This is a genomic window from Marinimicrobium alkaliphilum (assembly GCF_003259155.1).
Lineage (GTDB): Bacteria > Pseudomonadota > Gammaproteobacteria > Pseudomonadales > Cellvibrionaceae > Marinimicrobium_A > Marinimicrobium_A alkaliphilum.
This window is the reverse complement of sequence record NZ_QGMQ01000005.1, coordinates 66,062-78,578: the sequence shown is the minus strand read 5'-3', so window position 1 is coordinate 78,578 and position 12,517 is coordinate 66,062. Positions and strand designations below refer to the sequence as shown.

Sequence of the window (12,517 nt, the reverse complement as noted above, 5' to 3'; positions counted from 1 at the left end):
AGGGAGTGTCGGCACGTGCTTTCGCAGGCTTATCGTAACGACTGATTGTTCGATTTCATTCTTTAAAATGTGATGTTAGTAAACGTGGATTTAGCAAATAGAAAGCTGCATAGAAATAAAAGCACGACATGATTCCCAGGATGATTGCTTGCGCTATATTGCCAGGTGTTGAAAGAAGAGAAAATATTCCCAATGTTGCCGCCAGGACTGATAGCGAACCAATAACCCAGCGCGACCACGAGTGCCCCAGATAGAGAAATGTGCTCAAAACTATCAGAAGAGTGGTTCTTACTATATCTTTAACTTCCGGACCAGGAATCCAGCTAAAAACTGAAAAACAAAAAAAACCAAAAATGATACCAATGATTATTCTTTTATCTCTTGTCATTTTCTATCGCCATCACATAAAAATAATAAATCCTATCCATGACGCTTCTTCGGCTCGAATGACCTGGGCGGGCTGTGTTCAGCGTTTTCGCAACCGGTCGTCACTATAAACCAAAACGTCTTGGTCGCTAAAGCAGTTGGAAGTCTACAATATTCTGCCGCGATATGCGGCGGAAAATTACCGACACCTCCGATTAGGCGAACTCATAAAGTACGACAAGTTGCGATGCGCTATCTCAATCGCTCCAGTCGTCCTTTGCGCTTGACTAAATTCTTATAATCCCACTGAATATCCTGCGCCTTTCTCAGCCATTGCCGAAGGTCACTTCTGTTTATGTCTGAACAATTATTAAAAAATACCGAGGCATCCTTGAACTTCTTCCCCAGAACGTTCAAGCCGGGCTCCTCAAAATCCGCGCCGCTCCAGAACATCAGACGGATACCAGGTTTCTGCTTACTGTATCCGACAGTGGGGTTTCCATCGAGGAACCAAACGGGGTGTGAGTGCCATATCTTACTTTCAGCGCCTGGCAGGTTGCTATCAATTTCTTTAGCCAGTATGTCACAAACGTCTTTGTGATCTGCTTCCTGTTTCTCGTTGTACTTCAGTATCTCAAGGTTCATGTCGCCCTCCTTCTGCAAAGCGGATTAAGCCCCCTCGACCGATCTATCATGCCCCGTCATTCTCGTCATAGGTGTCTTATAGCGTTTTTGAATGAGAAACGTGGGTGAGCATTACAGAAATTTCACATTTTTCAGGTCTACTCCGGGATTCCTGAAGGCTCCAGTATGTAAGCGCTTACACTGTCTCGGCTTGAACTGTGGCCATGTAAATTTTGATGGCACTTGTAAGGATTTTGATGATAATGCTGTTCTGACTCAATCTTCATTAAGCTTAATAAAAATAGACGAAATGGGAGTACGTATGACTATCGGTAAAAGGATTTTGTGGGTCGTTGGCGCATCACTCGCGTTTTTGGGTGCCTGTGGTGGCAATGACGGCGGTAATGGCGGTAATGGCGGAAGCAGTGGCCCCGGCATTGATGCCACGGCGGCGGTGCTCGACGCAACGGCCGCGCATGGCGGGGTCACGCTCAACTGGAATGATGCCAGCGCCTCGAGCTACAACCTGTTCTATACCACGGCGCCGGGTTGTGATGTCGCAAATTACACGAGCTGTCCCGACGGGACCATGGTGTCCGATGTCACCTCGCCCCATACGGTCAGCGGCCTGACCAACGGTCAAAGCTACTGGTTCTATCTTGAATCTGTAGGCAGTGGTGCCAATGCCCTCTCCAACGAGGCAGGTGCGCGGCCGGATCTCATGCTTCCCAATCGGCCAGTCATGGCCATTGCGCATGATGCCGGGGGCACGGCCTACCTGGGCGGGGAGTTCACCCGTTTCGGTGTGCGTAGTGGTAGGGGCGTGGCGCTGAGTGCGCGTACCGGGCAAGCCGGAGCCTTTCCGTTTGTGGAGGGTAGTGTTTCCGCTGTCGCGCCCGACGGCGAAGGAGGCTTTTACATTGGCGGCTGGTTTACCGCGGTCGGTGGCGAACCGCGTCGCAACCTGGCGCATATCCGCGCGGACGGCTCATTGGGCGATTGGAGTCCTGAGGCCTCCGATCAGGTCAGTACCCTTGCCGTGGACGGTGATACCGTCTATGTGGGCGGGAGGTTCATGAGCATCAACGGGGCAATCCGCCCTCGGCTGGCCGCTATCCGCTCAGACGGTACGCTGACCCTGTGGGTTCCTTATGTGATGCGGGGCTCTATCTCCGCCATGACCGTGGCCGAAGGTACGGTGTACATAGGTGGAGACTTCACTCAAGTCAGCGACGAGGAGCGCTACCGCCTGGCGGCCATAGATGCTGATGGGGAGCTGACGGACTGGAATCCCAGCGTAAACGGCTCGGTCAATACGCTCGTCGTTGCGGATGGCATCGTTTACGTTGGTGGGGCTTTTAGGCATATCGATCCCACGGGTGGAACCTCCTGGGCGACTGACGGAGAGGTGCGCAATAACCTGGCGGCCATTGGTGCCGACGGCACATTGACGGGCTGGAATCCCATGCCCGACCACGCGGTCCACACACTCGTCGTAGATGACGACGTCGTCTACGTCGGCGGGGCGTTCTTTCATATTGGAGAGGAGGCAAGGCATTATCTGGCGGCTATCGGCACTGATGGAGTGCTGGCAGCCTGGAATCCCGGTCCGGATCATAGGGTCAACGCGCTCGCGGTGACGGACGATAGGGTGTATGTCGGCGGAATATTCGACACTATCGCCGGGGAGGCCCGCCATCATCTCGCAGCCTTCGACGCCGAAGGTACCCTGACTGCCTGGAGTCCCGATACAGACAAACTTGTTACCGCCCTCGCGGCCGCGAACGGTAAGGTTTACGCGGCGGGGCACTTCGGGAGCGTGGGCGGGCAGGCGCGGCGGCATCTGGCGGCTATCGGTCCCGATGGGGCACTGACGGCCTGGGACCCCGGTGCCAGCAGCGTGGTCAATACCCTCGCAGTGGTCGAAGACACCGTGTATGCCGGGGGACAGTTCACCGACCTTGGTGGTGAGGCGCGCAGTCGCCTGGCCGCGATTGGCGTCGACGGCGTGCTGACATCCTGGAATCCCGGTGCCAACGGTACCGTCAAAACGCTCGCCGTCGCCGATGATACCGTGTACGCGGGTGGAGAGTTCACCCGCATTGGTGACGTGACACGCAATCGTCTGGCCGCTATCGGCATCGACGGCTCCCTGGGCGCTTGGGACCCCGCGGCCAGTGGTACCGTCAACGCCCTTGCGGTGGCGGACGGTGCCGTTTATGTGGGCGGCGACTTCGTCGACATTGGTGGGGTGACGCGCAACCGTCTGGCCGCCGTGGCTACTGATGGCGGGTTAATGGACTGGAGTTCAAGGGTCAATGCTAGCGTCTTTAGCCTGGCCGTGGCGGACGACACCGTGTATGCGGGTGGCAGTTTTGACCGTATCAATGGCTTCCTGCACGGGAATCTGGCCGCTTTTGGCACCGATGGCGCACTAAAAGAGTGGAATCCTCGTCCCGGGGGAAGGGTCTTCGCTCTCGCCGTGGCGGAGGGCATCGTCTATGCGGGTGGGACCTTCAGTCGCTTGGATGGGGAGGTGCGCTACTATCTGGGGGCTATCGATACGTCGGGCTCGTTGGTGGATTGGAATGCCGAATCCGAGACCATCCTTGGACAAGGATCTGTTTACGCCCTTTCTATAGCGAACGATAAGGTGTACGCGGGCGGGGAGTTTACCCATATGGACGGTAAGCGCGTCGACAACTTCGTGATGATCGAACAGCCCTGATAACTTGGTAGCGGCGACAACGTCGTCACCTTCGACGCGTACTGGTTACGGGAGTAACCGAGAAGCGGCTCAAGCGAGCCGCTTCGTTGCGTCGGGTGACGAAAACTTAACCAGAAAGATGACTTTTGTGTCAGGCTCAGGCTAGTAACACCGGGTAATCTACTCTAATATGACGATTTTCAGCGCCGGAACCGCCCAGCCCTCCCATGTTCAATCGTAAACGCCTGTTTGTTGTCGGCCTCAGCGCGCTGCTGTTGACCGGATTCCTCGCTACGAGCCTGATCAGCTACTACGTCGCCAAAAACTCAGCCGTGCAGCGTCTCGAGGAAGAGATGTTGCCGCTCACCAGCGACAATATCTACTCTGAAATTCAGCGGGACCTGCTTGAGCCACTGCTGATCTCTTCGGTGATGGCCAACGATACCTTCGTGGTGGATTGGATGCGAGATGGCGAGCAGGATCCCCAGCGGATGTCGGACTACCTGACCCAAATTCAGCAGAAGTACGGCACCATCACGGCGTTTTTTGTGTCAGACGAGACTCACCGCTATTACCACCCCAGCGGTATCCTGAAAGAAGTGGACCCTGACGACCCGGCCGACGCCTGGTATTTTCGGGCGCGAGAGCTCCGGGCCGACTACGAGATCAATATCGACAGAGATACCGCCGATCGCAGCAGAATGAGTATTTTTGTCAACTACCGGGTGCTGGATCATAACGGCCAGTTGGTGGGCATTACCGGCGTGGGCCTCGCCATGGAGTCAGTGGCCAAGACCATCGAAAGTTATCAGCGTCGCTATGGCCGAGAGATTTACTTTGTGGATCGCCAGGGCGATATTACCCTGCGCAGCAGTGGTTTCAGCGAAGACTTGCACCTGCGCAACAAAGAGGGCCTGGACCGGCTATTTACTCGCATTCTGACCAGCCCCAGTGCCTCTGTGACCTACAATGCCGAGGGTGGCGACACCATCTATCTGAACAGCCGCCTGGTGCCGGAATTTGATTGGTTTCTGATCGTGGAGCAAGTCAACGACCCGGTATCCGCACGCATCGAATCTGCCCTGTGGGTCAACCTTTTACTGTCGCTGGCGATCAGTGTACTCGTATTGGTCATCGCCCACTTCACCTTGCGCGGGTATCAGCGCCGCCTTGAGCACATGGCCACCCGGGACAAACTCACCGGCGCGACCAGCCGCCAGGTGTTTGACCTTGTCTTTGCTGACGCGGTAAAAGTAGCCGAGCGGAAGAACCAGCCCCTCAGCCTGGTGAGCATGGATATCGACCACTTTAAGCCCATCAATGACACCTTCGGTCATCAATACGGTGATACCGTGATCCGGACTTTCGCCGAGATCGCCGGGCGCCACGTGCGCGACACCGATACCCTGTGTCGCTGGGGCGGTGAAGAATACCTGCTGTTACTGGAAAACTGCGACGCCAAGCGCGCTGTGGCCATCGCTGAAAACATCCGCGTGGCCGTCAAAGCGCACGAATTCCATTTTGGTCGTGAGCGGGTGAGCTTAACCGTGAGCCTGGGGGTCACAGAGTACCGCGTAGGCGATCATCTGGAACAGTTGCTGGACCGCTGTGACCGCGCTCTGTATCGATCCAAAAATGAGGGTAGGGACAGGGTCACTTGCCATGGTTCGTGATGATCGCCTATGGCAAGAATCTAAATTTTCAGTCTGGCTTTTCCAGCAGTATAGTATAGGAGAATAAACCCCAGAAGCCGGACGTATTGGGTGCCAGAGACACCACCCGCCAGCTTCGGCGGAATGCCGGTGAAGCCGGTCGGGTCCAAGCTACTGCTAGCTCAATCAAACACGGTTTCCCTGCGAGAAACCAAGCAGATGTTTCCAGAACCTTGGGACGTAAGGTATAGATTCGCGGCACCGGACTCGTTCTCCAGAACGATTGTATCGTTCAGTTCTCCAGTAAATTTCCAGTCTCCATATATGCTCTCTCTTGCCGACATACACGTGCGCTCCAGGGCGAACGTCTCGACGTACGTTGTATCACACTTTCCACCGCTCATCGGTGCCGCAACAATGGTGACATGACCATCCCCGTCAGAGTAGTGCTTGGAGGTCATGCTCGTGAACATGCGTCCATCTGGGTTGTTACTGTTCCAGGTCGAGTGTGATGCGTGGCTCCTATCGCCAATTATAAAATTGGCGACATCCTCTAAGGCACCGCGGCAAGCAACTACGCCGTTGCCTTTCGCCTGATCAGCAACAACCGTGCTATCAGCAGATGCTGAGTTTACAAAATACATGCTGGCGCAAATAGTAATCGCCATACTCAAACACTTCCTCACTAGCTCACTCCTAAATGTTGATAATTACTTAACTTTAAAGGCTCTATGTAGCTAACACTCCGCTCACCGGAGAGCCAAAACTTCATTTGGTGCAAAAACTCGCTTATCAACGTCCCGAAGAAAGATTCTGCAAGCGCATTGTAGATTGGCGTCTCTGCTTGACTCACGCTGATTACTCTAACGGCTTCCTTGAGCGTTCTTTAATAGATGCTCGATCGGTGCTCGGAGTCCTGATTACTGTGGAATAGGCAGCCCGGCTCATTCTCCCGCAGTGCCAAAAACATTTCAAGTGAACCGGAAATCTGTTCGACGTCATGGTGTCCGTGAAGGTGATGTGAATTCAGTTTCTAGCGCAGCGAAAAAATATGTCTTCTGCTTTGGCTTGGTGAATGCTGGCTACCGGCTCGAGCTTCGACAATTTCCGAAATGCAACGGATCCCGCATGATTTGCAGTCGTCACTAATGTACTTCCGGCGGTCTTGCACTTAGAGTTTGGGGTTGACGATACCTGCGTCTGGTTTTTGACACTTTGGGAGCCAGGAGTCTGCCAGTCCGCTTCAGAGGCCTGAGCTGAGATTTCAGCTAGTATCGATATTGATTTTCGCCTCTTCGCCATGACCTGGGCGCGACGCCTCAAGCGGGTTTTCAGTATCGATATCGAGACCTGCCAAGAGTGCGGAGAACAATCGGTGCAATGTGATCTGGACAGAATCAGGAAAAAGGGCTCTTATACTTCCTCTCCTCAATCATTGTTACGATCGCAATCGTCGGCTACGACTCACAGTCAAGGCTAAATCACTCTTTTGGGTGATGTTTCCTCAATAATCGCTGATATAAACTTTGAATGCGTTACCGCTCCGGAAGCTCCTGGGTGGCCCCGGCGCCGGCCGAGTTGCTGCTTCTTCGCTGCTGGTTTGTCGAAGAGAGCTTTCGGAAATAGCGAACGGAAGATGGGCAACGATGGCGCGCTCGCAAGTAGCTCCCGTTCGCAAAAGGACAAAAAGTCACAAATTTGACTGCCTAAAGCAGGCATAAAATCACAAGAGGTTCATATGTACCGTTGGATACTGACCAGCCGGATGATCGCCGTCCTAATTATTGTGATTCTTTCTCTCGCGATTGCCGCTTGTGGCGGTGGAAACGGTGAGCAAACAGGCCCGTCACATAACGGCGACGTAATTGACTCACCAATCGATGAGGAGCCTATATTACCGACAGAAGATGAAGACCCTGTAACGCCCCCGGAGGAAGAGCCCGCCCCAGCACCCATCACGTCGATTGAACTCAACGTCGACCGGGTTGACCTGAAGGTGGACGACACTCAGTCACTGACAGCTGTTTTGCACGATGCGGACGGCGACCTTCGTACAGATCAGTCGGTGACTTGGGCGAGTGAGGATGTGTGGGTCGCTACTGTCGATGAGACAGGACTGGTAACGGCTGAGGGGGCCGGGCAGACGGTAGTAACCGCTACACTCGGTAACATCTCGGCTTCTGCGCAGGTATCCGTTGAAAAAGAGGGGATGACGCTAAAGTCGATTAGCGCAGGTTATTACCATACATGCGGGGTAACGCCGGACGGCAAGGCGTACTGCTGGGGAAGTAGTACCGCTGGTGCTCTCGGCAATGGCGATGACAGTGGTTGGCATGTGACGTCGCCGCAACTGGTTTCTGGCGAGCATGAGTGGGCGAGTGTTTCGGCGGGACGCCAGATGACATGTGGCGTTACCACCTCCGGGGACGCCTACTGCTGGGGCGCGGGAAGCACTGGCCAGCTGGGCAACGGCGGTGAGTCTTCATCGGCAACGCCTGTGCCTGTTGCTGGTGGTATCAAATGGTCGGAGGTTTCCGCTGGCTATCTCAATACGTGCGGTGTTTCTATGGATGGCGACGCCTACTGCTGGGGCGAAGGGGGGTCAATTGTAAGCAGCGACGCTCGACAGCTCACCCCGAAGCTGGTTTCCGGGGGCTATGCCTGGATCAGCACCAGTGTCGCCCAACGCATCGGAGCTTCCGCCTGTGGTCTCAGTAATAGTGAGAAAATTTACTGCTGGGGACGCGGCGCCGGTTACGAACTTTTTAATGGGAAAAGCACTGCGGAATACGAGCCGATTGCCGTTGGTGCTGGACGTCAATGGGCAAGCATAATAGTAGGCCCAGGCAACACATGTGCCATTACCACGGAGGGCGAGGGGTACTGTGTGGGACGGACTTCTCGAGGTGAAACCGGCACTGGCAGCACTGAAAGCGTTCAGATTGAGCCCGCTCTAGTTGCCGGAGGGCACCAGTGGCGGTCGTTTGCAATAGCCAACAAACACGCTTGCGGCGTGACCGTGGAGGGCAACGGCTACTGTTGGGGTGAACACTCCGGCGCTGTCGGCGACGGCAACGAAGAAGCCTTCTTTACGGTTGAAAGCGTACCCGTGCCGGTCGCGGGTGGACTTGAGTGGGCAGAGATATCGGTAGGTTCTGGGCACAGCTGTGGAATTACCATGGCAGGCGCGGCTTATTGTTGGGGAAACAACGGGTACGGCCAACTAGGTATGAGCGGAAGGGGAATTCGCTATCAGCCTGAAGCAGTACCGGCTCCCTAGGGATAAAATCATTAAAGGGACAGGTTTATTTTTCAGAAGCGAAGTACTGGAACAGAGAGGTGTTCTTCCCACGAATCTTCAAGGAAGCTCATTCTCTCCTTCGCATAAAGCCGCTTTCACCGGCTTGTCCGGTGCGGCGCATTCTTGGGGCACGGTCTAATCAGCCACAATGCAGCGCCACATGATAAAACTAAAGTGAAGCCGACGGACAAAGCAATAAAGTGTATGAATTGCTCAGGCAGCCCGAACACAAAAGGGAGCATAAAGACTCCGGGAACTAAGAGCACTGGGCCAAAACGGCGAATTTCCGGTTGTGGGAGTTATACGGAAAGGTCCCGCCGAGCCGGTGTGTAAGTGCTTACCTTGCGGTTTTTACACGTACTGCCCTGCACACCAGCCGCTTGCCCAGGCCCACTGGAAGTTGTAGCCGCCGAGCCAGCCGGTGACGTCGAGCACTTCGCCGATCAGGTAGAGGCCGGGGGTGTGTTTGGCTTCGAAGGTTTTGGAGGAAACGTCATCGGTGTTGACGCCGCCTTTGGTGACTTCGGCGGTGCGGTAGCCCTCGGTGCCTGCGGGCGTGCAGGGCCAGCGGTTGAAGGCTTGGGCCAGGGCGTCGATGTCGGCATTGCTCAGTTGGGCGAGGGCTTTGTTGTCGAGGTTGATGCGTTCCAGCCAGGCGCTGACGAAACGTTTGGGCAGGGTCTGGCTGAGCAGGGTGCGCAGTTCGCTTTTCTGGCCCTGCTGTTGCCAGTGGCGTACCTGCTGGCCCAGGTCGGTGCCGGGCATAAAGTCGATCTTCAGGGTGTCGCCGGGTTGCCAGTAGTTGGAGATTTGCAGGGTGGCGGGGCCGCTCAGGCCCTTGTGGGTAAACAGCAGGGCTTCACTGAAGGCCTGGCCGTTGCAGGTGGCGCGCACGGGCAGGGCGACGCCCGCCAGGGACTGGGCCAGCTCAAGCGGTTCACCTTTGAGGGTAAAGGGCACCAGGGCCGCGTGGCGGGGGGTGATTCGCAGGCCGAATTGTTTGGCCAGGTCGTAGCCAAAGCCGGTGGCGCCCATCGTGGGGATGGACAGGCCGCCGGTGGCGATCACCAGGGACTGGCAGGCGATGTCTCCTTGGGTGGTGGCCAGCACAAAGCCGTCGCCATCGTCGGCCTTGGCAACGGACTCGATGCTGCAGTGGGTCCGTATGTCGACCTGACCCGCTTCGCATTCAGCCAAGAGGATGTTGAGAATGTCTTTGGCTTTGTTGTCGCAGAAGAGTTGCCCCAGGGTTTTCTCGTGCCAGGCCAGGTTGTAGCGGCTGACCAGGGCGATAAAGTCCCAGGGGGTATAGCGGCTCAGGGCGGATTTGCAGAAGTGCGGGTTGGCGGACAGGAAGTTTTCTGGCTCAACGTCGTAGTTGGTAAAATTGCAGCGCCCACCCCCGGACATGAGGATTTTTTTGCCCACTTTGTTGGCGTGGTCGAGCACGGCCACCGAGCGGCCGCGCTGCCCGGCGGTGGCGGCGCACATCAGGCCGGCGGCGCCGCCGCCAATCACAATCACTTCATAACGCTTCACTGCACGCCTCTGGCCAGGGTGGGTTCCGGTGCTGAGCGCGGCAGTATACCAGTTTGACGACCGCTACTGGCGCAGGACGTGGCCGTTCAGGTTGATGATGAAGACCTGCGCTCCCACCCGCGCCAGGCTGTTGATGTAGTGGGGCATGCGCTCGGCACTCCAGCTGGCACCGTCGCTGCTGCGCCACAGAGTGCTGCGGCTGTTGTCGTAGAGGAAGAAGCCTTCGCCGTCGCTGGTCAGGCTGGCGCCAGTGATCTGAACATTGCTTGGGAAGCTCGCGTGCTGCCAGGTGACACCGCCGTCCGTGGTGTAACGGGTGTTGTTTTGGGTGTCGGTATTGGCGGCCACGATGACGATCTCATCGGTGGCGGCAAGCAGACGGGCATTCCCGGTCAGTGGTTGACCCGCGGGTTGCCACTGGTTGCCGTCATCGCTGTTATGCACAAAGCCGTCGCCATTGAGCACCCAGTAGCGTTCGCCGTCGTGAATCAGTTGGCGCAGGTTATCGAGCCCGGCATCCAGGGTAGCGCAGCTGGCGGGGGTACAGCTGACCAGTGGGTCCTGGCTGTTGGGGTTACTTTTCAGTGCCAGCCAGTGATTGCCGCCGCCTGCGACAGCTGAAAATGTGTAGGCGATATCACCGGTGCTGCGCGTCCACTCGATGCCGTCAGTGCTGAAGGCGATTGCAAAAACGCCTGCTGCGACGTAGTAGGAGCCGGTCCAGGCGGCGGTGTTGAAAAACCCTGCGCTGTCGATCGTACCCGCGCTCCAGCTATCGCCATCGTCCGAGTAGAAGAGCCGTTCGTCGCCTACGGCAACCAGGCGGCCGCCATTGTTTGCCGCCAGGGCGCGCAGATCGTTGCCGGCATCCATGCTTTCCGTTTTCTGGTCGTCCCAGTCGCTGCCGTTGTCGCTGCGCCAAAGTGCCCCGGCGGTGCCAACGGTGAGGAAGGTGCCATTGAGATGTGCGATGCCGTTAAGGTCAGAGGCGAGCTTGCTTGACTGGAGAGACCAGTTGGGTAGTTCGCCTTCTCGTCGGTGCACGCGGCCATCGCGGTCGGTCAGCCAGTAGTCGTCGCCGGTGCGGATCACAGCGGTAAAGCGACCGTCGGCGCTGTTGGTGGTATAGGCGGTGTCGTTCTCTTCGGTGCTCCAGTCGCCGCCATCGGGGCTGGTACTGAATCCGCCCACACTGGCGGAGCCGACCGCGACAAATTGGTCGTTGTCCGCCTGGAGCGCATAGAAGCTGCCGGAGGTCTCTTCGAGGGTCAATACCGCGCTCCAGGTGTCGCCACCATCCAGACTGCGGTACAGGGCTCCTGGGCCGCCGGCCACTAGCGTGCCGCCGTAGGCCGCGAGCGTTTCGGCCGGGATACTGGGGCCGCTGGTGATTTTGTCCCAGGTCTCACCATCGCTGCTGCGCAGGTGCGTATCGGGTTCCAGACCCGCCGCGATAAAATCGAGCCCGGTCCAGGTGACGGCATTGAGTGAGCCGGTCTGAAGGTCGCGGGCTGCGCGTTCCCAGGTCTCGCCGTCATCGCTGTAGTAGATGATGCCGCCCGAGGTCGTGCTGGCGTCGCCGCCCACGACCACATAGCGCGCGCCGTTATAGCTGATGGCCCGCAAGGCGGCGCCGCCCAGGTGCTGTACGTCCCACAATTCGCCATCGGGAGAGCTCAGCAGGGAGCCGCGGCTGCCAATAGCGATAAAGCGGTTGGCATCCGCCATCACCGCATTCAGGTTGTAGCCTACCGGCTGTGGGTAGACCCAGGTCCAGTTTGACAGCGGCAGGCCGGGATCGCCGCCCCGGTCGGGAATGCCGCCCGGGTCCTTGGTGCCCGGCTCTTCGTCGTCCCCTGGCTCGTCGTCACCGGGCTCGTCATCACCGGGCTCGTCATCACCGGGTTCATCGTCCCCGGGTTCGTCGTCACCGGGTTCATCGTCACCCGGCACATCATCGCCCGGCTCGTCACCACCCGGCGCATCATTGCCTGGCTCGTCGTCACCGGGCTCGTCATCACCGGGCTCGTCGTCACCGGGTTCATCATCGCCCGGCTCTTCGTCCCCCGGCTCATCGTCTCCAGGCTCGTTATCGCCCGGCTCGTCGTTATCGCCAGGCTCACTGTTGCCATTGCTTCCGGCCGGAGGAGGGGTCGGGTCACTGCCGGAGCCGCCGCTGCTGCACGCAGTGGTGAACACGCCGATGGAGCACAGGAGTGCGAGGGTCAGGGGGAGCTTCTTTCCTGAATGCATGGCTAATCCTTCCGGTAACGTGGTGCCCGCCTGGGACTGTACGGCCGAACAGCTAAAAACGGCGAATGACTGAGC

The 12,517-nt window shown here is 57.3% G+C and carries 7 protein-coding genes and 1 pseudogene; 3 read left to right on the top strand and 5 right to left on the bottom strand.

What is annotated here, in order from left to right; genetic code table 11:
* Window positions 1-55 precede the first annotated feature (55 nt).
* Both DKW72_RS16385 and DKW72_RS09555 read right to left on the bottom strand, forming a co-directional pair.
* Complete coding sequence (locus tag DKW72_RS16385) at window positions 56-388, bottom strand: hypothetical protein (RefSeq protein WP_157960450.1); 333 nt, start codon at window positions 386-388, stop codon at window positions 56-58.
* 230 nt (window positions 389-618) lie between these two features.
* On the bottom strand, window positions 619-1,011 hold the full coding sequence (locus DKW72_RS09555) for a DUF1801 domain-containing protein (protein WP_111642134.1): 393 nt from the start codon (window positions 1,009-1,011) through the stop codon (window positions 619-621).
* A gap of 301 nt (window positions 1,012-1,312) precedes the next feature.
* On the opposite strand from DKW72_RS09555, the gene DKW72_RS09550 reads away from it, so the two are divergent.
* Together DKW72_RS09550 and DKW72_RS09545 are read left to right on the top strand one after the other, a co-directional pair.
* Window positions 1,313-3,718, top strand: a complete 2,406-nt coding sequence (locus DKW72_RS09550) for a WD40 repeat domain-containing protein (RefSeq protein WP_111642133.1) — start codon at window positions 1,313-1,315, stop codon at window positions 3,716-3,718.
* A gap of 206 nt (window positions 3,719-3,924) precedes the next feature.
* On the top strand, window positions 3,925-5,370 hold the full coding sequence (locus DKW72_RS09545; RefSeq protein ID WP_111642132.1) for a sensor domain-containing diguanylate cyclase: 1,446 nt from the start codon (window positions 3,925-3,927) through the stop codon (window positions 5,368-5,370).
* A gap of 161 nt (window positions 5,371-5,531) precedes the next feature.
* Here DKW72_RS09545 and DKW72_RS09540 read toward each other — a convergent pair whose 3' ends face one another.
* Window positions 5,532-6,017 carry a hypothetical protein gene (locus DKW72_RS09540; protein WP_111642131.1) on the bottom strand — a complete coding sequence of 162 codons (486 nt, stop codon included), beginning with the start codon at window positions 6,015-6,017 and terminating at the stop codon, window positions 5,532-5,534.
* Window positions 6,018-7,087: 1,070 nt separating this feature from the next.
* On the opposite strand from DKW72_RS09540, the gene DKW72_RS09535 reads away from it, so the two are divergent.
* Window positions 7,088-8,629: an Ig-like domain-containing protein gene (locus tag DKW72_RS09535; protein WP_111642130.1), complete on the top strand. Its 1,542-nt coding sequence runs from the start codon at window positions 7,088-7,090 to the stop codon at window positions 8,627-8,629.
* Between the two features lie 372 nt (window positions 8,630-9,001).
* On the opposite strand, the pseudogene DKW72_RS09530 reads toward DKW72_RS09535, so the two are convergent.
* Both DKW72_RS09530 and DKW72_RS09525 read right to left on the bottom strand, forming a co-directional pair.
* A pseudogene (locus tag DKW72_RS09530) lies at window positions 9,002-10,207 on the bottom strand (NAD(P)/FAD-dependent oxidoreductase); the annotation flags it as partial.
* Between the two features lie 45 nt (window positions 10,208-10,252).
* Entirely contained in the window at window positions 10,253-12,442 is a 2,190-nt protein-coding gene (locus DKW72_RS09525) for a YCF48-related protein (RefSeq protein WP_111642128.1), read from the bottom strand.
* Window positions 12,443-12,517 lie beyond the last annotated feature (75 nt).